Consider the following 19,233-nt stretch of genomic DNA (forward strand, 5'->3'; position numbering starts at 1 on the left):
GTCTCGGTGCGGGCCGGGTGGGGCGGCTCGCGCAACGTCCCGGGCCAGCCCGTCCCGCCTTGCGGGATGCCCTCCCCCGGAGGGGCCTGGACGACCCGCTGCGCGGGTCGATCGTCCGGAGTTGCGGCCTCGGCGCCTGCGGTTCGCAGGACGTTCGCCAATGCCTCCGCCGCAGTCTTCGCTCGTACGTCCCCGGGTGTCGGCCGCAGAACGAAGGTCTCGCCCGCCAGGGTCTTTGAGTCCGCGTACGCGCCGCCCTCGCGCAGGGCCGCTGCGACCGCTTCCGCGTGTGGGTTCGCCGACAGGGTGAAGTTCAGGAAGCCGGGGCCTGTGATCTCGATCTTCGTGATGCCGGGTGTCTGTTCCAGGCGGTGCTGGAGGATCTCCGCCACTGCGCGTGGGGGGCGGTGGGCCGGGCCGGAGAGTTGTAGTGCGACGTTTGTCGCGAGGTCGCCTGCGCCGCCGGGGCGTGGTGGGGCCACCAGGACGTGGTCCGGCAGTGCGCCGGGAAGGGTGAGCTCGCCGTCCGCGATGGCTGCGCGCAGCGCGCAGCGCACGGTGCGGGAGAGCTCGGCGGGGGTCACGGGACAAGCGTATTTCAGGGACCCGGGGGCGGGGCCAACCGGTTTCGGCAGGTGGGATCAGCGGAGGGCGGTTCCGGCGGACTCCGCGTCGTCGGCCGCGGCGTCCTCCGCCGCTGCGCCGCGGCCCTCGCCTGCCAGGACCGTCAGCCGGCGGACCACCCTGACCAGCTCCGCCGGTTCGAACGGCTTCGACAGGAAGGCGTCGACCCGCGCCGCCCTGCCGACCTCGGCCTCGAGCTGGGTGCAGGCGCTGATGATCGCGATCGGCAGGTCCCGGGTGCGGGGGTCGGCGCGGAGCCGGGTGGCGGTGCAGAGGCCGTCGAGGCGCGGCATCGCGATGTCGAGCGTGATCACATCGGGCCGTACGCGGTGCACGACCTCCAGGCATTCGGCACCGTCAGCCGCGGTCACGACCTCGAAGCCCTCCAGCTCGAGATTGACCCTGATCAACTGCCGGATGACCTTGTTGTCGTCCACAACAAGGACCCGACCGGACAAGCCAGGCACAGGGAAAAGGGTAGGCGCGGGAGAGCCGCCGCGTCCCGGCTTTGCGCACTTCCCCGCGCGCGGGGAAGCCGGCGTGGAACCGTTTACTGCTATGTCGCTTCTGTATCGGCTGCCGCGTCGACGGCCGCGTCCGCGACCCGCTCGACCGTCTCGATGCCGGCCCCCCGGGTCGCATGCCCGTCGGACAGCACCGCGACCAGGTAGGTGTGGCCGTCGCGTTGGGCGCGGCCGATGCTGTTGACGTCCCAGCGGCCGGTGGTGGTGCGCGGCAGCCAGCCGTTCTTGAGCGCTACGGAGCCGTCCGCAACTCCCGCGACCGCCGCGGAGATTCCCCAGCGCTGCTCGGAGACGACGCGGCACATGAGGTCGTCGAGGACGGCGCGCGAGTCGGCCGACAGCGGGGAGTCGGCGGTGAACACGGCCTTCAGCAGGCGGAGCTGGTCCGCCGCGGTGGTGCGGGTCAGGCCCCAGTGACCGCCGCTGCCCGGGTCCGTATCGGTCAGGCCCAGGCGCTTGTTGGCGGCGGCGAGGCCCGCGGCGCCGCTGATGGAGCGCCAGAGGGTGTCGGCGGACGCGTTGTCGCTGCGGGTGATCATCGCTTCCGCGAGCCGCTTCTCCGAGGCGGTGAGCTTGCGGTGGTCGTCCTGGGCCTTGAGCAGCAGCGCGGCCAGGATGTCGACCTTGGCGATGCTGGCGGTGTCGTACGTGCCGGTGCCATGCCCGGCCTGCTCGCCGGTGGTGAGGTCCGTAACGGCTATGGCGTATCGGCCTGATGGGTCGGGGAGGGCCGCGAGGGCGGCGTCCACGGCCGCGTCGAGGTCGGGTGTCGGAGTGGGGGTCGGGGTCGGCGTCGGAGTCGACGAGCGCGTGGGCGAGGTCGTCCGGGACGGCTCCGCCGCCTCGGCCGTGCGGCCCGGTGACTGGCATGCCGCACTCGCCGCGAGAGCCAGCAGGGCGGCGGTGGTCGCTATCGGGATACGAGGTGAGCGGGTCACGTCGCGAAGCTAGGCAGCGCACTTCACAGACTCATGGGAGCTACCTCAACATCGGCTTAAAAACGGAAAGTCGGGAACGTGGGGACGGATGCGTACCCGAGTAGCGACAGAGGGTCAAGGGTCTGATGTTTGTCCGTGATGTGCTTGTGATCTACCGTCGCGATCTCTTAGTGTCGCGGCAGTTCGCACACGCGAGCACCGCGTCCCCCGATCCGCCGAATCCTGCCCGTCGGGGGCCGGCACCGTCGTCTTGCCACCGCAGGGCAGGAGCGGGGGAACCAACGTTCTCCGTCGGGGACTTTCCCGACTAGGGGTGCAGCCGCACCGATTGGCGCGGCCGGGCAGCTCCAGCCCGAACCCGACAGCTCACCTCGCAGGCGCCGGAGAAAGTCCCAGCATGGCCGGTACCGGCACACGCCGCGCTCCCAAACAGCACATCGCCGCCCGCCGCGTCGTCACCGTCGCGGGCATAGGCATCGCCCTCCCCGCCCTCGGCACGCTCGCGGCGTCGGCCGCCAACGCGTACACGGTGGAGAAGGGCGACACCCTCTCGGACATCGCGGCGGACCACGGGTACGGGTCCGACTGGCAGAAGTTGTACGAGGCCAATAAGAAGACGGTCGGCGACGATCCGGATCTGATCCTGCCCGGGCAGAACCTGGACATCGAGGGCCAGGCCAAGTCCGGCGCCGGTTCCGGCGGGACGGCCGATCAGACCGCGGACAAGGCCGCCGATTCCGACCAGCGTTACGTCACGCACACCGTCGCGGCCGGCGACTCGCTCGGGAAGATCGCGGAGAAGTACGACGTGCCGGGCGGCTGGCAGCGCGTCTACGCGGACAACAAGGACACGATCGGCTCGGATCCCGCCGCGCTGAAGGTGGGCACGAAGCTGAAGATCGACACCGAGGGCGGGAAGGTCGCGAACCCCGTTCAGCAGGCGTCGGATTCCTCGGGCTCGGACTCGGGCTCGGGCGGCTCCGGCTCCGGCTCCGGCTCGATCCCCACCACCGAAGCGGGCATCAAGGCCGCCGCGCAGAAGATGATGCCGGCGGATCAGTTCACCTGCTTCAGCAACATCGTGGAGCGCGAAAGCAGCTGGAACTACAAGGCGACGAACCCGACCTCGGGCGCGTACGGCCTGGTGCAGGCGCTGCCCGGCTCCAAGATGGCGTCGGCGGGCGACGACTGGCGGACGAACCCGATCACGCAGATCAAGTGGGGTCTGACCTACATGAACGAGCGCTACGACAGCCCGTGCGGCGCCTGGGAGTTCTGGCAGGCGAACCAGTGGTACTGAGTGAGCGCCTGACCCCTCGTACGCGCTACTCGTCGAGGTAGGCGTCCAGCGCCTCGTCCAGTGAGGTCGTCCACTCGTTGAGGGCGGCCTTGCTGGACGCGGTCACCTCGGCCGGGTATTCGCGCCGGCGGCGGGTGTGCACGGTGACGGTGAGCCGGCGGCCGAAACGCGCGGTGGCGTACTCGACGGCGCCGATCTCGTCCCAGCCGAAGTCCGCCTCGGTGTCGTCGAGGGTGAAGCGGACGCCGGTGGCGTCGATGGTGACGGAGCCGCGGCGGTCGGAGGCCTCGAAGACGGGACCGTCGCCGGGCTCGGCGTCGTCCTCGTCGTCCGTGGAGTCCTCGGCGTCCTCGCCCGCTTCGTCCTTCGCCTCGTCCGCGCCGCTGTCGTCCGCGCTCTCCGCGGCGGCATCGGCCTCGGCATCAGCCTCGGCATCAGCCTCGGCGCCGGTGTCCTCCGCGTCCGTGTCGACGTCCGTCTCCACGTCCGCGGCCCGCGCCTCGTCCGCCCCCTCGGGCCCGGCCTCCCGCTGTGCGGGCACGAGCCCCGGCACCGCGGCCGGGTCGGTGGCGGCGGCGTTCACGGTCGGTATGTTGGTGCCCTTCTTCGCGTCCACGGGGCGCATTATTGCGGATCACCCGCCCGTCCCGTCCAGCCCGGTCCGAATCGGGGACACCGCGCCTGGTCACGGAGGCGGGGACGCGGCGTCATCCCCAGAAGGACCGCGCCACCGCCACCCCGATAAACACCGCGCCGAGGCCCGCCACCACGCTCGCGACCGCGTTGGCCGCCGCGTAGAAGCGCGCCCCCTCCTCCGCCAGCCGCAGCGTCTCGTAGGAGAAGGTCGAATACGTGGTGAGGGCCCCGCACAGCCCGGTGCCGAGCAGCAGCTCCACCCGGTCCCCCGCCGCGCCGGCGACCGCCGCGCCCGTCAGCACGCCGAGGACGAGGCAGCCGGTCACGTTCACCGCCAGCGTGCCCCACGGGAAGACCGAGTCGTGGCGCAGCTGCACCGCGCGGTCGGTGACGTAGCGGAGGGGGGCGCCGACCATGGCGCCGGCGATGACGAGCAGCCAGTTCAACGGGAGTCCTCGCCGCGGCCGACGTAGCGGACCACCTCGACCTCGTCGAGGATGACGAGGCCCTCCCCCACCAGCTCGTCGAGCTCGGGCAGGAAGGCCCGTACCCGCTCCTCGGCGTCCACGATGATGATCGCGACCGGCAGGTCCTCGCTGAGCGAGAGCAGCCGGGAGGTGTGTATCACCGAGGAGGCGCCGAAGCCCTCGATGCCGCGCATGACGCTGGCGCCGGCGAGGCCTGCGGTGTGGGCGCGGCGGACGATTTCGGTGTAGAGCGGCTTGTGCCGCCACGTGTCGCTCTCGCCGATGAAGATCGTCACCCGCAGGGCGGGGCCGGTGAGCCTGGTCATCGCGTGCTTCCTCGGGGTCGCTTCGCGCGCCAACGGACCGCCCGGCGGGTGCCCGTCGCCGCCAGCCACGCGGCGAGCAGCGCGGCCACCAGTGTGAGCCCGAGATACGCCAGGCCCAAGGCGGCGCGGCCGCCGTCCACGAGGCGCTCGATGTCCACGGCGTACGTCGAGAAGGTGGTGAAGCCGCCGAGGACGCCGGTGCCGAAGAACGGGCGGACGAGGCGGTGCGCCGCCCACACGTCGGTGATCACGACCATGAAGACGCCGATGACCGCGCAGCCGACGACATTGACGGCGAGCGTGGTCCAGGGGAACGCGTCCGGCGGCGCCGTCGGCCACAGCAGCGAGGCCCCGTACCGGGCGGCGGCGCCGAGGCCGCCGCCGAGGGCGACCATGGCGATGACGGGACCCTGCCCGCGCCACGCGTGCCGGCGCGGGGCGGCCGGGGGCGTGTCGGGGTCGATGGGCTCCGCCAGATGCGGCCTCGGGGCGGCCGTCATGCGCTGTCTCCTCCTGCCCGCCGGTTGCCGTCGCGGCGATGCGGGGTGCGTCGGCAGGGCTTCAGGCTACGCAGCGCGGCGCGGGGCCACCAACCGCCGCTCGTCGTCCCGGGGCGCCCGCACCACGCGGGCGCCGTCGCGGCCGAAGGTCATCACCGGCCGGTCGCCGTTCCACCGGGCCCAGCCGGGGTCGCCGGTGGCCGCGAACGACACCCAGGCGGCGTGCATGGCGGCGGCCAGCTCCTGCGGGGCGTCGGGGCCCGCCAGCGCGTGCGCGTCCGGGGTGTCGAGGTTGTCGAAGACGAAGCCGATCTCCAGGGCGTGACAGGCGCCGAGCCCCTGGACGGGTGACGGCCAGGCGAACTCGTAGACGAAGGTGTGTCCTGGACCGGCGGACCGGGCGTCGGCCAGCCGATTGGCCGGGACGCGCAGCAGCAGGTCGGTGGCGAGGGCGCCGAGGATCTCCCCCGGCGAGGCGCCGGGCCGGGCGGCGCGGTAAATACGGGCGGCGCGCCACGGCACCCGGAACTTGACCATCGCCGCGCGCAGCGCGAGGCGGCCGATCCGCTCGACGTGGCCGCCGGGGACGAACCACAGCCGGTACTCCTCGGTGTTGCAGCCCACCAGCAGGTCGACGGCGTCGCCGGGGCCGCCCGGCGGTGCGGTCGCGGGGTCCCGCGGCAGCACGTCGCCGTCGACGACGAGGTGGAATCCCGCCCGCCCGGTGAGCGGGTTGCCGCCGGCGGTGACGGCGGCCTGCGCCGCGAGGAGGGCGGCGCGGTCGGCGGCGGCGAAGGCCTCGGCGGTCGCGTCGATGCCGAGGCGGCGGGCGATGGCGGTGGTCGTGGTCCTGGCCTTCGCGGGCGGGACCGCCATCGGGGCGCCGCTCTGGATCACCGCGCGGTGGAAGAGCCCCTCCGCGTACGGGCTGGTGAGCAGGGCGGCGATGCAGATGGCGCCCGCGGACTCGCCGAAGACCGTGACCTGGTCCGGGTCGCCGCCGAAGGCGTGGATGTTCTCCCGGACCCAGGCGAGTGCGGCCAGCTGGTCGCGCAGGCCGAGGTTGGCGGGGGCGTCGGGGAAGACGCCGAAGCCCTCGATGCCGAGGCGGTAGTTGAGGGAGACGAGGACGACGCCGTCGCGGGCGAAGGCGCGGCCGTCGTAGACCGGGAGGGAGGCGGAGCCGTTACGGAGGGAGCCGCCGTGGATCCAGACCATGACGGGCAGCGGGCTCGAACCGCCGCCGGGCGCCGGGGTCCAGACATTGAGGTTGAGGCAGTCGTCGCCGGGGATGTCCGGGTCGGGCAGCAGCGCGTCCATGGGCGGCCGGTACGGGTTCTTCGGCGCCGTCGGGCCGAAGGCGGTGGCGTCGCGGATCCCTTCCCACGGGGTGACCGGCGCGGGCGGGCGGAAGCGGTGTTCGCCGACCGGGGCGGCCGCGTACGGGATGCCGCGGAAGACGGCGATGCCGTCCTCGTCGGTGCCGCGCACTTTGCCGTGCGCGGTGGCCACGACCGTCATGCGCAGGCCTCCCTGAGTTCGCGCTTGAGGACCTTGCCGCTGGGGCCGAGCGGCAGATCGTCCAGGAGCCGCACGATACGCGGGTACTTGTGCTTTCCGAGCCGCTCGCGCGCCCAGTCGGCGAGATCGCCGGGGGTCGCCGCGGCACCCTGGCGCAGCACGACGGCGGCGCAGATCTCCTCGCCCCTGGACTCGTCGGGCAGGCCGATGACGGAGACCTGGGCGATGGCGGGGTGCCGGGCGAGGACCTCCTCGACCTCGCGGGGGTAGACGTTGAAGCCGCCTCGGATGATGAGGTCCTTCTTGCGGTCCACGATGCGCAGGAAGCCGTCCGGGTCGCGGACGCCGAGGTCGCCCGTACGGAACCAGCCGTCGACGACCGCGGCGGCGGTGGCGTCCGGGTCGTCGAGGTAGCCGGCGAAGATGTTGTGGCCGCGCAGCACCACCTCGCCGGTCGAGCCGTCGGGCAGCAGCGCGATCCGCTTGTCGTCGGCGGCGTCGGCGATGCCGGCCTCGACGCCCCAGACGGGGTGGCCGACGGTGCCGGGGCGGCGCCCGGTGGCGTGCTGGTTGAAGGTGGCGACCGGGGAGGTCTCGGTGAGGCCGTAGCCCTCCAGGATCACCGTGTCGAAGGCCGCCTCGAAGCGCTCCAGCAGCGCCACGGGCAGCGCCGCGCCGCCGGAGACGGCCACCCGGAGCGCCGCGGGCCTGCGCGGCTCCGCGGCCGCGGCCTCGGTGAGCGCGTGGTACATCGTGGGCACCCCCATGAAGACCGTGACCTCCTCCTCGGCCAGCAGCCGCAGGGCGCCGGGGCCGGTGAAGCGCGGGGTGAGGACGAGGGTGGCGGCGGCGCGCAGGGCGGCGTTCATGGCGCAGGACTGCCCGTAGCTGTGGAAGAGCGGGAGGCAGCCGAGGACGACGTCGTCGGGGGTGAGGCCGAGCAGGTCCTGGGCGCAGACGGCGGCGTTCATGGTCAGGTTGAGGTGGGTCAGCTGCGCGCCCTTCGGCCGCCCGGTGGTGCCGCTGGTGTAGAGGATCGCGGCGATGTCGTCGGGGCGGCGCGGCTCGGGCAGCGGGAGCGGCGCGCGGTCGGTCCTGACGTCGAGGACGTCGATGCCCACGGCCGCGGCGGCCTCCTCGGCGACCGGGCGCAGCGGCCCGCCGCTGACGACGGCCGCGCAGCCGCTGTGCCGGAGCACGTACGCCACCTCGTCGGCGACCAGCAGCGCGTGCACCGGGACGACCGTGCCGCCGGCGACCAGCACGGCGTAATAAGCGCGCGGGAAGTCGGCGGTGTTGGGCAGCAGCACGGCGACCCGGTCCCCCGGCCGTACGCCCCGGGCCCGCAGCTCGGCGGCAAAGCCGAGCACCTCCTGCCACAGCTCGCGGTAGCTGATCCGGTCGCCGTCCTCGACGACCGCCGTGCGGTCGGGATGGCGGGTGGCGGAGTCCTGCAGGATGGTGGCGACGCTCAGCTGCATGGCGGCTCCCATGGGCGGCGAGGGGGCGGTGGCTGCCGCCAGCATCAGCCATCCGGCCCGCCGCGGACCATGTGCAGATGCCCATCCCGTACGGGCCCCACCTGGGCAGCAGCACGCGGAGCTTCCCCGGCCGCGGTGCAGCGGCCTAATCTGCGCCCCATGACAGCGACAGGGACGGGCGCGCCGGCCGAAGCGGAGCGCGCGCTGCGCCGCCGCCTGGCGCAGACGCTGCTCGCGGACATCGACGCGCTCACCGGCCGGGTGGTCGCGGACATCCGCGCGCACAGCCAGGCCTACGCCTCCGGGCGCCCGGTCTCGCTCAGCGACCTGCACGGCATCTGCCGGGAGAACCTGGTCCTCGCCCTGGAGGACTTCGGCGAACTACCGGCCAGCGCCGGCGACATCACGGCCGCCGCCACCGAGACCGGCCGGCGGCGGGCCGAGCAGGGCATGCCGCTGGCCACCGTGCTGCTCGCGTACCGCCGCGGCGGCCGGGTGCTGTGGCAGGCCATGACCGAGCCGCTGCGCGGTCGGTCCGCGGCCGAGCAGGATCTGGGCCTGGAGGTGGCCGGGGCGCTCTGGGAGACCATCGACCGGTTCTCGACGGTGATGTCCGACGCGTACCGCCGCACCCAGCTGGAACTGCACCACCGCCAGGACTCCCGCCGCGGCGCCCTCTTCGAGGCGCTGCTGGAGGGCCGCGGCAGCGATCCCGCGGTGGCGGCGGACGCGGCCGCGGCCCTGGGCATCCCGCCGCGGGACCGGTACGCGGTGGTCGTCGTGGACCAGGACCCGGCGGCGCCACCGAATCCGGGTCCGGCGCTGCGCGATGCGGGCATGTGGTCGTTCTGGCGTCCGCGGGCGGAGCGGTATGCCGGTGTCGTACGGCTCGGCGGCCTGGAACCGGACGAGCTGGCGGCGGTGCTGCGCAAGGAGCTGGGCGGCACCGCGGGGGTCTCGCCGCCGTTCGAGGAGCTGGCGGAGGCGGATACGGCGCTGCGGCTGGCGGAGCGTGCGCTGCGCACGCTGCCGCCGGGCAGCGGACGGGTGGCGGCGCTGGACGAACGCCTCGTGGAGGCGGTGCTGACCCGCGACCCGGAGATCGCCGAGCGGCTGCTCTGCCGCTATCTCGACGGCGTGCTGCGCAGCGGCTCCGAGGGCCCGGTGCTGCTGGAGACGCTGCGGGTGTGGCTGGACGCCGGCTGCTCGGCGTCCCGCGCGGCCGAGCTGCTCTACTGCCACCGCAATACGGTGCTCAACCGGATCGCCAGGGTCGCCGAACTGACCGGCAGGCCGCAGGAGTCGGGCGAGGCCCGGCTCGGCTGGGCGCTGGCGCTGCGGGCGGCGGAGGTGCCGCGCTGACGGTCGCGGCTTGGCCAACGGCTTGGGCCAACGCCCAAGCGGGCCGGGGCGGTTCCTGTGCAGCTGCCGCCGGACGGCGCCGCGGGCTCGCTCCGGCGCGGGTGATCAGCCACATTCGGTGCGAGCCGCCTGACGCCTGGGAGCCCCGATGCCAAGGACAACCCGCCGCACCCTCCACAGCCTCATCCTCGCCGCACTCCTCGCGGTCGGCGCCGTCCCCGGTACGGCGGGCGCCGCCGCCGAGACCGAGATCGCCTCGATCCCGTCGGTCGGTACGGCGTGGGGGCAGCCCGGCCCGTACGAGGTGAAGGTCGATATCGAGGTCGCGCACACCTTCTACTACCCGCGGACCATGGGGCAGTCGGGCGAGCGCCACCCGGTGATCATCTGGGGCAACGGCACCGGCGCGGTGCCGGGGATCTACAGCGACCTGCTGCGCCACTGGGCGAGCCACGGCTTCATCGTGGCCGCCGCCAACACCCCCACCTCCAACTTCGCGATCAGCATGCGCGCCGGCATCGACGTCCTGGAGCGCCGCAACGCCGACGGCGCCAGCGCCTTCCACCAGAAGGTCGACCTCGAGCACATCGGCTCCGCCGGCCACTCCCAGGGCGGCGCCGCCGCCATCAACGCCGCCGCCGACCCGCGGGTGGACACGGCCGTCCCCATCCAGCCGGGGCCGCTCGCCGATCCCGACCGGATGGACGAGCCGGTCTTCTACCTGGCCGGGGAGCGCGATCTGACCGTCCCACCGGTGCTGGTACGGGCGTTCCACGACGACTCGGACCATGTGCCGTCCGTCTACGGCGAGATCCGCGGTGCGGGGCATCTCGGCTCGATCGGGGACGGCGGGGCGTTCCGGGCGCCGGCCACGGCGTGGCTGCGCTTCTGGCTGATGGGCGACGCGAACGCCCGCGCCGCGTTCTTCGGGCCGCAGTGCGGCTACTGCACGGACACCACGCTGTGGTCGGACTGGCGGCGCAACGCCGGGGCGGAGGCGCTGCCGGGCTAGGCCGCTCGCAGCAGGCCCCGCACCGTGGCCAGCGCCCGGCGCGCCTCCGGGGTGCGTACGGCGCCGGGGTAGACGTGGATGCCGGTCGGTGCGTAATGGAAGCTGCCTTTGTTCCCCGCCTCGGTCAGGCGGGCGGCGAAGGTGAAGGTGTCCGGGGCGAGGATGTCGCGGCCGCCCTGGAAGAGGTGGACCGGGGGCAGCCCGGCGGGGTCGGCGTGCAGAGGGCTGAGGCGGGGGTCGCGGAGGTCGTTGCCCGCCGCCCACAACGTGCCCGCGCCGACGAGGCGTTCGGCCTGCAGCATGACGTCGTGCGGCTGCACCGCGGCGATCCCGGGGTGGGTGAGGGAGAGGTCGAGCCACGGGGCGAGGGCCACCACCTGGCGGGGCGGCGGCAGGCCGCGGTCGCGGTAGGCGACCGCCTGGCCGACGGCGAGCCCGCCGCCGGCGGAGTCGCCGGCCAGGGTGACGCCGCGGTCGCCCGCCTCGGCGGCGGTCTTCTCGTAGACGGTCTGCAGGAAGTCGTACGCCTCGTCGACACTGCCCTCCGGCGCGAGCCGGTAGAGCGGGACGGTGACGGTGGCGCCGGTGTCCCGGGCGATGCCCTCCACGATCCGCCAGTGGGCGGCCTGGAGCGCGAGGACGTAGCCGCCGCCGTGGGTGTAGATCATGTGGTGGCCGGTCGCGCGGGCGGCGCCGCGGGGCGTGAGGCGGAGGACCGGGCGGTCGGCGACGGTCGTCTCGGTGATGTCGTACTGGCGGCGCAGTGCGGGCGGGATGGGTGCGGGCTCGGGGTATTCCCGGTTGAAGAGGTCGACGGGCCCGCGGAGCTGCGCCCGCCAGGTCTTCAGCCGGATCAGCGCGCTGGTGGCCCCCATGGACAGACTCATCCGTCGCTCCTGCTCTCTGTGTACGGCACCGCTCGATCCTGCAGCCTTTTGATCGCTGTGACCAGGGGGGATGCCGGACTTGATCAGTCCGCGGAGCGGTCCCGTACGCCGATGCCGTCCTTGGGGCGGGTCTCGTCCGGTACGGAGTCGGAGTACTCGAAGAAGAGCAGCATCCCGATCGCGGACAGCACCACGGCGGCGCCGCCGAGGCCGACGGCGGTGCGACTGACGCCGCGGGCCGTGGAACGTCCGGCGCGCACCCGGGCGATCGCACCGGCGCCGAAGCCGAGGGCGGCGGCGCCGAGCGGATAGGCGAGCCAGAAGAGCTGCATGGCGGCACCGGCGAGGACACCGGCGATGCCGAGGACGAGGGCGGTGGTGGCGAGCGCGTCACCACGACCGGCCGGCTTCGCGAGCGGCGGCTGAGTCGGCGGCTGCATCGGCGGCGCGGCCCCAGGCCCCGGACCGCCGACCGGCACCGGAACCCAGCGCCCGCGGCGGCTGGCCGCGTAGAGCAGCGCGGGCCGGATGAGATGGCGCCGCTGGTAGATGGCGTCGAGGTACTGCCGCTCCTGGCGGGCGAGCTCAGGCACCGCCACGGCGCCGTTGACAGCTACGGCGGGCACCCCTGCGGAGGTGGACTCCCCGCCGGAGGCGTCCGGGGCCGGAGCCGCCTCCCCGAAGTGCTGTGCTCCGCCGGCGTCCGCCCGTGGCACCGCCTCGCCGAAGGCCTCCGCATGTCCCGCCCGCAGTCGCGCCAGCCTGGTCGCCGCGCGGACGTACGCGTCGTACTCCTTGCCCGCCTGCTTGCCGTGCCAGCCCGTGATGAACTCGCGGCCCGTGCGGCGCGCCGCGCGGGAGCCCAGGGCGGCTATCTCCATCGGTTCGAGCCAGCCCGCTGCCGCGTAGCGCGGGAGTTGCTCGCGGACCGCCGCCAGCACCCGCTGCCGGTCCCAGACCGCGAGCCAGATCACGCCGCCCAGCGTCGGCGCGAAGAGCAGCGCGTACAGCAGCATGAAGGCGGCCTGGTGCACCATCGCGCCGGCGTTCCACAGCGCGTGCAGCAGCATCGCGCCGCCGAGGCCGGCCAGCGGCCACAGCACCCGGCCCGAGCGCCGCCGCGAGCGCACGGCCAGCGCGATGCCGATGCCGGTCATCGCGGTGAAGAGCGGATGCGCGAACGGCGACAGGGCCCCGCGCGCGAAGAAGATCAGCAGCGCGCCCGGCGCCTGGCCCTCCTCGTCCCCGGCCTCGTTCACGTCGTCGACGAAGCCGGAGCCGATGTAGAGGATGTTCTCCACGAAAGCGAATCCCGCCGCGGACGCGCCCGCCAGCACGATGCCGTCCGTAATGCCGCGCAGCTCCCGCCGCCGGAACCACAGCACCAGCAGCACCACGACGGCCTTGCCGGTCTCCTCCACCACCGGCGCCCCGACGATCGCGGTGAGCCGGTCCGCGTCATGCGCGGACACCGGCGACAGGTCCGCGATCTGCACCCGGAACCACGAGTTGAGCAGCATCGCGGTCAGCGTCGCCGCGCAGGCGCCCCAGGCGAAGGAGAGCACCACATTGCGTACGGGCCCGGGGTCAGGCCGGTCGAGCCACACCAGCCCCCACAGCACCAGCGGCACCGGCACCGCGGCAAAAAGCATGCCGCCGATGAAGCCGCCGAGGCCGACCTCGCTCTGCAGCACGTAGAGCGTGGTGGCGCCGGTGGCACACAGCACGACGATGAAGAGGACGAGCCAGACCTTGGGACGGCGCCACAAGGCGGGCCGCTTCGGCGGGGCGGCCGGGATGACGTGGTCCATGGGCGGCGCCTCTGCCTCTGCCTCTGCGGATGAGGGCTGATAGGCCGGGGTCATCGGCTGCCGCCCGATTCGGCTTCGTTCAGCAGGTCGGGGTGGAGCACGAGGTAGATGATGACCGCCAGCCAGATCGCGCTCACGAGCACGCCGATCGCCCCGACGATGATGGCGGCGAGGGCCATCCCGCCGTTGGTGGCCGTGCCCCGCCGCGCCTGCCGGCGGGCGACGGCGCCGCAGATCACGCCCGCGGCGGACAGCGGCAGCCCGGCGAAGGCGATCAGCCACAGCACCAGACCGGAGATGGAGAACACCAGCCCGGCGATCCCGAGCCCATTGCGCGCGGGCTCCCGCAGCTGCCAGCTCCAGGGCTGCGGCGGCACACCCCACGAGGCTGTCATTGACCGCACCCCTTCCCTGCCTGGATCTACGTCGAACAATTATCCAATACCGGTCACCCACTCCACTCAGCGCTGTGCGCGACCAAGACATCACACTGCTCAGAATCCGAGTAGCACCGCACGTGGACGTAAAAACGGGTCCCCCGGCGCACATCACACGCGCCGGGGGACCCGTTTTCCTACGTCATCCGCACCCCGTCACGGCTGGCCGGCCTTGACCGGCTCGTCGTCCTCGTCCGTGGTGTCGTGGCCAGGCCCCTCGGCCGGCGCGACGCGCTGCGGGAGGCGGGCCGCCAGGGCGACCGTCACCAGGGCCAGCGCCGCCGCCACGATGAAGGCCAGCCGCAGGCCGCTGACCTGCGCGGCCGCGGGGGCGGCGCCCGCCTCGATCTCGCTCGTGGTGCGCGCGGTCATCACCGTCACCATCAGCGCGGTGCCGAAGGCCGCGGCGACCTGCTGCAGGGTGCCGAGCATCGAGCTGCCGTGGGAGTACAGCTGCGGGGGCAGCGCGCCCATGCCGAGCGAGAAGAGCGGGGTGAACGTCGTCGCCAGGCTCACCATGAGCAGCACGTGCAGCCCCAGGATCTGCCAGTACGGCATGTCCATCGAGATCTGCGTGTAGCCGACCAGCGCGATCACGATGCCGATCGAGCCCGGCAGCACCAGCGGCCGACTGCCGACGCGGTCGAAGATCTTGCCGACCTGCGGCCCCAGCACACCCATCGCCAGACCGCCCGGCATCACCAGCAGGCCGGTCTCCAGCGGGCTGAGCCCGCGCAGGTTCTGCAGGTAGAGCGGCAGCAGGATCATCGCGCCCATCATGGTCAGGAACCCGATGGACATGAGCGCCAGCGACAGCGCGTACGTGCCGTGCCGCAGGGTGCGCAGGTCCATCAGCGGCGTGCCGCCCCGCTGCAGCTTGAGCTGCCGCAGCACGAAGATCCCGATCATCAGCAGCCCGGCGACGCCGATGCCGATGCCGAGCGCGCGCTTGTCCTCGCCCTCGCCGAAGAGGCTCAGGCCGTAGACCAGACCGCCGAAGCCGAGCGCGGCCACGCCGACGCTGAACCAGTCGATCTCGCTGACCTGCGGCTCACCGATGTTCTCGACCTTGCGCAGACCGAAGTACGTGACCAGCGCCGCGATCGGCAGCACCACGACGAACAGCAGCCGCCAGGAACCCATCTGCAGGATCACGCCGGACACGGCGGGGCCGAGCGCGGGCGCCACCGAGATGGCGAGGGTGACGTTGCCCATCACGCGGCCGCGGTCCTGCTCCGGTACGACGACCATCAGCGTGGTCATCAGCAGCGGCATCATCACCGCGGTGCCCGCGGCCTGGATCACGCGGCCGACCAGCAGCACGGAGAAGAGCGGCGCGACGGCGCACAGGACCGTACCGACGAGGAAGATCCCCATGGCTATGCCGTACGCCTGCTTGGTGGTCACCCGCTGCAGGAACCAGCCGGTGACCGGAATCACAGCGGCCATGGTGAGCATGAAGACGGTGGACACCCACTGCGCCGACTGCTCGGTGACGTCCAGCGACTCCATCAGCCGCGGGATGGCGTTGACCATGATGGTCTCGTTGAGGATCACCACGAACGTGGCCAGCACCAGCAGCCGCACCACCAGCGGCGTGCGGCCCGGTTTCGCGAGCGTGGGTTCCGGGGTCGCAGCAGACACGACAAGCTCCTAGCTGAGGTTTCTGGTCGCAGTCGCCTCACAGCCAGGGGGCCGCCGGCGCGGACGTCGGTTGGTTACACGAGTGCAGACCGACGCTTCTGCCATAACTCATCGGTCGGCCCGGATGCTTCCTTATCCGCGTTCGATTCTCCACGCATTTTCCGGCGGCACCGACCACTCTCAGTACAGCTTGAGGCCCTTCAGCACGTCGTCGTACAGCTCCTCCCCCTTGGGCCGCGCCCAGCCCTCGGCCGGCATCGACACCCGGATCCGCCAGTACTTGGAGCCGTCGGGCACCAGCAGCTCCTGCCAGCGATACCGGTACGTATCGTCCGAGGTGCTGCTGTAGGGGACGTAGTCGACGTTGGTCACCCAGCCCTCCCTGCCGTCGACGGTCGCCTTCTCCTGCGTCACCTTCGCGTCCTTGATCTCCGTACCGTTGCTCCCGCCCTTGCGGTAGTGGTCGGCCCACTCCGGACCCTTGGGCTTGAGCGCGTCGGTGTCTTCCGCGGTGTCGTACCGCTCGACCATGACCGTGAAGACCGCGCTCGGGTCGCGGAAATTGATCAGGCCGTCGTGAGAGGTGCTCACCTCGCGTTTGTAGTCCTTCGGCACCGCCACCTCGGCCTGCAGCGCCTCCCGCTCGACGCGGACCTCCCAGCCCTCCGGCAGCCCGCCGCCGCCGAACGGGTTCGCGAAGATCAGCACCAGCGCGACCGCGACGGCGACGAGGCCGCCGAGGAACCCGTACTGCCGCTTGCGGCTGCCGGCCAGCACCGGCGGCACCCACTGGCTGCCGGCGACGGTGGGCGCCAGCCCGGGGTCGTACGCCATGGTGGGCGCGGGCGCCGCCAGCGACCGCAGCGTGCGGCGCACCTCGGCGGCGTCCGGGCGGGCCGCCGGGTCCTTGCGCAGCAGCTGCATGATCACGCCGGCCAGCGGCCCGGCGGCCCTGGCCGGCGTCTGCGGCTCGGTGGAGAGCACGGACTGCAGGGTGGCCGGGGTGTTGGTGCGGCGGAACGGCGAGACGCCCTCGGTCGCGGCGTACAGCACCACGCCCAGCGACCACAGGTCGGACGCGGGCCCGGGGCGCTGCCCGAGCACCCGCTCGGGCGCGATGAACTCCGGCGACCCGACGAACCCGCCGGTGTCGGTCAGCGACGTCTCGCCCTCGATCTGCGCGATCCCGAAGTCGGTGAGGATGACGCGGTCGTGCCGCCCGAGCATGACGTTGTCCGGTTTTACGTCCCGGTGCAGGATGCCCGCCGCGTGCGCGGCCTCGAGCGCGCCCAGCACCTCGGCCCCGATCCGGGCGGCCTCGACCGCACTGACCGTGCCCTCCCGCAATACGTCCCCGAGCGAGCGCCCCTGCACGAACTCCATGACGATCCAGGGCTGCCCGTCCTCGACGGCCACGTCATGGACGTTGACCACCGCGGGATGGTCGAGCCGGGCCGCGGCGCGCGCCTCGCGCCGCATCCGCTCGAACATCTTCTCCCGCTCCCGCTCGGTGAGATGGTCCGGAACCCGCGGCTCCTTGACCGCCACCTCCCGGTCGACGGTCTCGTCCTGCGCCCGCCACACGGTCCCCATGCCCCCGTGCCCGAGCTTGGCGAGCAGCCGGTACCGCCCGGCGATCAGCCGCCCGGTGCCGGGCGCGGGCGGCTCCTGCGGCACGACCTGCGTCGGCACGTGCGCCGCCTGCTCGGTGGGCGCATCGGGCTCGTACGGAACCTGCCCTAACTCCCCGGGCTGCGGCGGCTGTTGCGGTCCCCCATGGTTCGTCATGCGCACATCCTTACGCAGCCTTCACCGGTGGCCGCAGGTGGAATACGGGAGCGATACACCTCCGTGACACGGTCGCCGCAGGGGGATTAAGGTCCGGGATCCATGACAGTCCAGGGCACGGTGGCGGCCGGTTTCGAAGCGGTGCGGGACGAGCTCGCCGCCTTCCTCGCGGGCGCGGAGCACGCGCCGGGCGCGCAGCTGGTGGTGCACCGCGGCGGCGAGCGGGTGGTGGATCTGTGGTCGGACGGGGTGAGCGGGGAGTCGCTGCTCGGGGTCTTCTCGTCGACCAAGGGCGCGGCGTATCTGGTGACCGCGCTCCTCGTCCAGGACGGCGTGCTGGATCTGGACCGGACCGTAGCCTCGTACTGGCCGGAGTTCGCCGCCGAGGGCAAGGGTGGGGTCACGCTGCGCGAGCTGCTCGCGCACCGGGCCGGGGTGGTCGGCCTTGACGCCGGCTTCTCCCAGGAGGAGCTGGCCGACGACCGGGCGATCGCGGCGCTGCTGGCCGGGCAGCGGCCGTTCTGGCAGCCGGGGCGGTTCTTCGGCTATCACGGGTACGTGATCGGGGCGCTGGTCGGCGAGGTGGTGTTCCGGGCCACCGGGCGCACGCTGCAGGAGTGGTACGAGGAGCGGATCCGCGCCCCGTATGGCCTCGATCTGTGGCTCGGCCTCCCGGAGTCGGAGGAGCCGCGCTTCCTCTCCACGCTGCCGATGCTGCCGACGCCGGAGCAGCGGGCCGAGATCAAGGCAGCGGCGTACACCCCGTACAGCCTGACCGGTATCGCCTACAACGAGCACGCGCCCGGCAGCGTAGCCCTGGAGGACTTCCCCAACTCCCGTACGGTGCGGGCGAACGGCCAGGCGTCGGTGGGCGGCATCGGCTCCGCGCGCGGGCTGTCCGGCATGTACGCGGCGGCCGTCTTCGGGCTGGATGGCCGGGACCCCTTCCTGAAGCCGGACACCGCCGCCGAGTTCGCCCGCATCCACTCCGAGGGCAAGGACCTGGTGAGCGGCACCCCGAAGGCCTTCGGCCTCGGCTTCCACAGCTTCGCCACCCACTTCTCCTCCATCGCCGCCGACGCCTTCGGCCACAGCGGCGCCTCAGGCTCCCTCGCCTTCGCCGACCCGCGCCAGGGCTTCACCTACGCCTATACGCGCCGCCGTTACGCCTATCCGGGCGGCGCGGCACCGGAGAACGAGCGTCTGTTGTGGGCGGTGGTGAGGTCGCTCGGCTGACGAAAGCGGGCGTGCCTCACGCCGCGTTCGACCCGGCGGACAGCGTCTGCTTGACGTACCGCGTCGTCTCGTCGGCGAGGATCTCGCCCAGGCCCGTCTCCAGGCCGCGCAGGGCCTGGGCCGCGACCTCGGCGGGGTCGGCCTTCTGGTCGGCGGGGACGGCCGCGGCCATGTCGGTGTCCATGTAACCGACGTGCAGCGCCGAGATGTTGATGCCGCGGGGTGCCAGTTCCTCGCGGGTGGCGTTGGTCAGCGCCCAGGCCGCGGCCTTCGCGGCGGCGTAGGAGCCGAGGCCTGCCGGGTGCAGCCAGGACAGGACGGAGAGGACGTTGAGTACGTCGCCGCCGCCGTTGCGCTCGATGACGGGGGCGAAGGCGCGGGTCACGGCGAGCGGGCCGAAGAAGTTCGTCTCCATCTCCAGCCGGACCGCGGCCGGGTCGCCCGCGATGAGCGGCGTGGCGGTGGAGATGCCCGCGTTGTTCACCAGCAGCGTCGCGTCGGCGGCGGTACGGGCCGCGGCCAGGATCGACTCCTCGTCGGTCACGTCCAGCCGCAGCGGCGTGACGCCCGGCAGGTCCACTGTCCCGGGACGGCGGGCCGCCGCGTAGACCTTCGCGCCGCGCTCCACGAGCTGGGCGGACAGGTGCCGGCCAAGCCCCCGGTTGGCGCCGGTGACCACCGCTACCGCGTTCTTGAGCTCCATGATCACGTGCTCCATTCACTTTTAGATGATGGACAC

General features: G+C 72.9%; 18 protein-coding genes, 1 pseudogene and 1 riboswitch. Of the genes and pseudogenes, 4 read left to right on the forward strand and 15 right to left on the reverse strand.

Annotated elements, in window-relative coordinates; translation table 11 throughout:
* The 3 genes and pseudogenes from G5C51_RS12540 to G5C51_RS12550 form a co-directional block, all read right to left on the reverse strand.
* Nucleotides 1-584: pseudogene (locus tag G5C51_RS12540) on the reverse strand (ArgS-related anticodon-binding protein NrtL); the annotation flags it as partial.
* Nucleotides 585-641: 57 nt separating this feature from the next.
* Nucleotides 642-1,061: a response regulator gene (locus tag G5C51_RS12545; RefSeq protein ID WP_420824801.1), complete on the reverse strand. Its 420-nt coding sequence runs from the start codon at nucleotides 1,059-1,061 to the stop codon at nucleotides 642-644.
* 119 nt (nucleotides 1,062-1,180) lie between these two features.
* Entirely contained in the window at nucleotides 1,181-2,086 is a 906-nt protein-coding gene (locus G5C51_RS12550; RefSeq protein ID WP_165236492.1) for a serine hydrolase, read from the reverse strand.
* Nucleotides 2,087-2,327: 241 nt separating this feature from the next.
* A riboswitch (cyclic di-AMP (ydaO/yuaA leader) is annotated at nucleotides 2,328-2,481 on the forward strand.
* Nucleotides 2,482-2,483: 2 nt separating this feature from the next.
* Here G5C51_RS12550 and G5C51_RS12555 point away from each other — a divergent pair.
* Nucleotides 2,484-3,386: an aggregation-promoting factor C-terminal-like domain-containing protein gene (locus G5C51_RS12555; protein ID WP_165236494.1), complete on the forward strand. Its 903-nt coding sequence runs from the start codon at nucleotides 2,484-2,486 to the stop codon at nucleotides 3,384-3,386.
* Between the two features lie 25 nt (nucleotides 3,387-3,411).
* On the opposite strand, the gene G5C51_RS12560 is transcribed toward G5C51_RS12555, so the two are convergent.
* The 6 genes from G5C51_RS12560 to G5C51_RS12585 all read right to left on the reverse strand — a co-directional run bounded on the left by G5C51_RS12560 (nucleotide 3,412) and on the right by G5C51_RS12585 (nucleotide 8,317).
* Nucleotides 3,412-4,011, reverse strand: a complete 600-nt coding sequence (locus G5C51_RS12560; RefSeq protein ID WP_206313754.1) for a hypothetical protein — start codon at nucleotides 4,009-4,011, stop codon at nucleotides 3,412-3,414.
* 82 nt (nucleotides 4,012-4,093) lie between these two features.
* Nucleotides 4,094-4,468 carry a fluoride efflux transporter CrcB gene (gene crcB / locus G5C51_RS12565; RefSeq protein ID WP_165236498.1) on the reverse strand — a complete coding sequence of 125 codons (375 nt, stop codon included), beginning with the start codon at nucleotides 4,466-4,468 and terminating at the stop codon, nucleotides 4,094-4,096.
* Nucleotides 4,465-4,815: a DUF190 domain-containing protein gene (locus G5C51_RS12570; protein WP_165236500.1), complete on the reverse strand. Its 351-nt coding sequence runs from the start codon at nucleotides 4,813-4,815 to the stop codon at nucleotides 4,465-4,467. The genes crcB (G5C51_RS12565) and G5C51_RS12570 overlap by 4 nt, the downstream gene beginning before the upstream one ends.
* Complete coding sequence (gene crcB, locus G5C51_RS12575) at nucleotides 4,812-5,315, reverse strand: fluoride efflux transporter CrcB (protein WP_165236502.1); 504 nt, start codon at nucleotides 5,313-5,315, stop codon at nucleotides 4,812-4,814. The genes G5C51_RS12570 and crcB (G5C51_RS12575) overlap by 4 nt, the downstream gene beginning before the upstream one ends.
* A gap of 66 nt (nucleotides 5,316-5,381) precedes the next feature.
* A complete protein-coding gene (locus G5C51_RS12580; protein WP_165236504.1) occupies nucleotides 5,382-6,836 on the reverse strand; it encodes a carboxylesterase/lipase family protein in 1,455 nt (484 codons plus the stop codon).
* Nucleotides 6,833-8,317, reverse strand: a complete 1,485-nt coding sequence (locus tag G5C51_RS12585) for a long-chain-fatty-acid--CoA ligase (RefSeq protein WP_165236506.1) — start codon at nucleotides 8,315-8,317, stop codon at nucleotides 6,833-6,835. Before G5C51_RS12585 ends, G5C51_RS12580 begins: the two co-directional genes overlap by 4 nt.
* Nucleotides 8,318-8,476: 159 nt before the next feature.
* On the opposite strand from G5C51_RS12585, the gene G5C51_RS12590 reads away from it, so the two are divergent.
* Together G5C51_RS12590 and G5C51_RS12595 are read left to right on the forward strand one after the other, a co-directional pair.
* A complete protein-coding gene (locus tag G5C51_RS12590) occupies nucleotides 8,477-9,679 on the forward strand; it encodes a PucR family transcriptional regulator (protein ID WP_165236508.1) in 1,203 nt (400 codons plus the stop codon).
* Nucleotides 9,680-9,827: 148 nt separating this feature from the next.
* The gene (locus G5C51_RS12595; RefSeq protein WP_165236510.1) at nucleotides 9,828-10,691 is read left to right on the forward strand and encodes a poly(ethylene terephthalate) hydrolase family protein; all 864 of its coding nucleotides are present in this window, start codon (nucleotides 9,828-9,830) and stop codon (nucleotides 10,689-10,691) included.
* On the opposite strand, the gene G5C51_RS12600 is transcribed toward G5C51_RS12595, so the two are convergent.
* From G5C51_RS12600 to G5C51_RS12620, 5 genes are all read right to left on the reverse strand, one after another.
* Entirely contained in the window at nucleotides 10,688-11,578 is an 891-nt protein-coding gene (locus tag G5C51_RS12600) for an alpha/beta hydrolase (protein ID WP_165236512.1), read from the reverse strand. The genes G5C51_RS12595 and G5C51_RS12600 overlap by 4 nt on opposite strands.
* Before the next feature lie 83 nt (nucleotides 11,579-11,661).
* Nucleotides 11,662-13,389 carry a PrsW family intramembrane metalloprotease gene (locus G5C51_RS12605; protein WP_165236514.1) on the reverse strand — a complete coding sequence of 576 codons (1,728 nt, stop codon included), beginning with the start codon at nucleotides 13,387-13,389 and terminating at the stop codon, nucleotides 11,662-11,664.
* Between the two features lie 50 nt (nucleotides 13,390-13,439).
* Nucleotides 13,440-13,784 carry a DUF4190 domain-containing protein gene (locus G5C51_RS12610; protein ID WP_165236516.1) on the reverse strand — a complete coding sequence of 115 codons (345 nt, stop codon included), beginning with the start codon at nucleotides 13,782-13,784 and terminating at the stop codon, nucleotides 13,440-13,442.
* A 198-nt stretch (nucleotides 13,785-13,982) separates the two neighbouring features.
* Entirely contained in the window at nucleotides 13,983-15,470 is a 1,488-nt protein-coding gene (locus tag G5C51_RS12615) for an MDR family MFS transporter (protein WP_338118112.1), read from the reverse strand.
* A gap of 180 nt (nucleotides 15,471-15,650) precedes the next feature.
* Nucleotides 15,651-17,258: a serine/threonine-protein kinase gene (locus G5C51_RS12620; protein ID WP_165236518.1), complete on the reverse strand. Its 1,608-nt coding sequence runs from the start codon at nucleotides 17,256-17,258 to the stop codon at nucleotides 15,651-15,653.
* 102 nt (nucleotides 17,259-17,360) lie between these two features.
* Between G5C51_RS12620 and G5C51_RS12625 the strand changes: the two genes are divergently transcribed.
* Nucleotides 17,361-18,494, forward strand: coding sequence for a serine hydrolase domain-containing protein (locus G5C51_RS12625; protein WP_165236520.1), 1,134 nt, complete (start codon nucleotides 17,361-17,363; stop codon nucleotides 18,492-18,494).
* Between the two features lie 16 nt (nucleotides 18,495-18,510).
* On the opposite strand, the gene G5C51_RS12630 is transcribed toward G5C51_RS12625, so the two are convergent.
* Nucleotides 18,511-19,197, reverse strand: a complete 687-nt coding sequence (locus G5C51_RS12630; protein WP_165236522.1) for an SDR family oxidoreductase — start codon at nucleotides 19,195-19,197, stop codon at nucleotides 18,511-18,513.
* Nucleotides 19,198-19,233: the final 36 nt, after the last annotated feature.

The organism is Streptomyces coryli (genome assembly GCF_011044975.1).
Taxonomy (GTDB): Bacteria; Actinomycetota; Actinomycetes; order Streptomycetales; family Streptomycetaceae; genus Streptomyces; species Streptomyces coryli.

Bases quoted from the DNA above. Each gene is read 5' to 3' on its own strand.
- G5C51_RS12625 (WP_165236520.1), top strand. From the start codon at position 17,361: ATGACAGTCCAGGGCACGGTGGCGGCCGGTTTCGAAGCGGTGCGGGAC.
- G5C51_RS12560 (WP_206313754.1), bottom strand. From the start codon at position 4,011: ATGCGCCCCGTGGACGCGAAGAAGGGCACCAACATACCGACCGTGAAC.
- G5C51_RS12570 (WP_165236500.1), bottom strand. From the start codon at position 4,815: ATGACCAGGCTCACCGGCCCCGCCCTGCGGGTGACGATCTTCATCGGC.
- G5C51_RS12555 (WP_165236494.1), top strand. From the start codon at position 2,484: ATGGCCGGTACCGGCACACGCCGCGCTCCCAAACAGCACATCGCCGCC.
- crcB (WP_165236502.1), bottom strand. From the start codon at position 5,315: ATGACGGCCGCCCCGAGGCCGCATCTGGCGGAGCCCATCGACCCCGAC.
- G5C51_RS12585 (WP_165236506.1), bottom strand. From the start codon at position 8,317: ATGCAGCTGAGCGTCGCCACCATCCTGCAGGACTCCGCCACCCGCCAT.
- G5C51_RS12630 (WP_165236522.1), bottom strand. From the start codon at position 19,197: ATGGAGCTCAAGAACGCGGTAGCGGTGGTCACCGGCGCCAACCGGGGG.
- G5C51_RS12605 (WP_165236514.1), bottom strand. From the start codon at position 13,389: ATGGACCACGTCATCCCGGCCGCCCCGCCGAAGCGGCCCGCCTTGTGG.
- G5C51_RS12590 (WP_165236508.1), top strand. From the start codon at position 8,477: ATGACAGCGACAGGGACGGGCGCGCCGGCCGAAGCGGAGCGCGCGCTG.
- G5C51_RS12620 (WP_165236518.1), bottom strand. From the start codon at position 17,258: ATGACGAACCATGGGGGACCGCAACAGCCGCCGCAGCCCGGGGAGTTA.
- G5C51_RS12610 (WP_165236516.1), bottom strand. From the start codon at position 13,784: ATGACAGCCTCGTGGGGTGTGCCGCCGCAGCCCTGGAGCTGGCAGCTG.
- G5C51_RS12580 (WP_165236504.1), bottom strand. From the start codon at position 6,836: ATGACGGTCGTGGCCACCGCGCACGGCAAAGTGCGCGGCACCGACGAG.
- G5C51_RS12600 (WP_165236512.1), bottom strand. From the start codon at position 11,578: ATGAGTCTGTCCATGGGGGCCACCAGCGCGCTGATCCGGCTGAAGACC.
- G5C51_RS12595 (WP_165236510.1), top strand. From the start codon at position 9,828: ATGCCAAGGACAACCCGCCGCACCCTCCACAGCCTCATCCTCGCCGCA.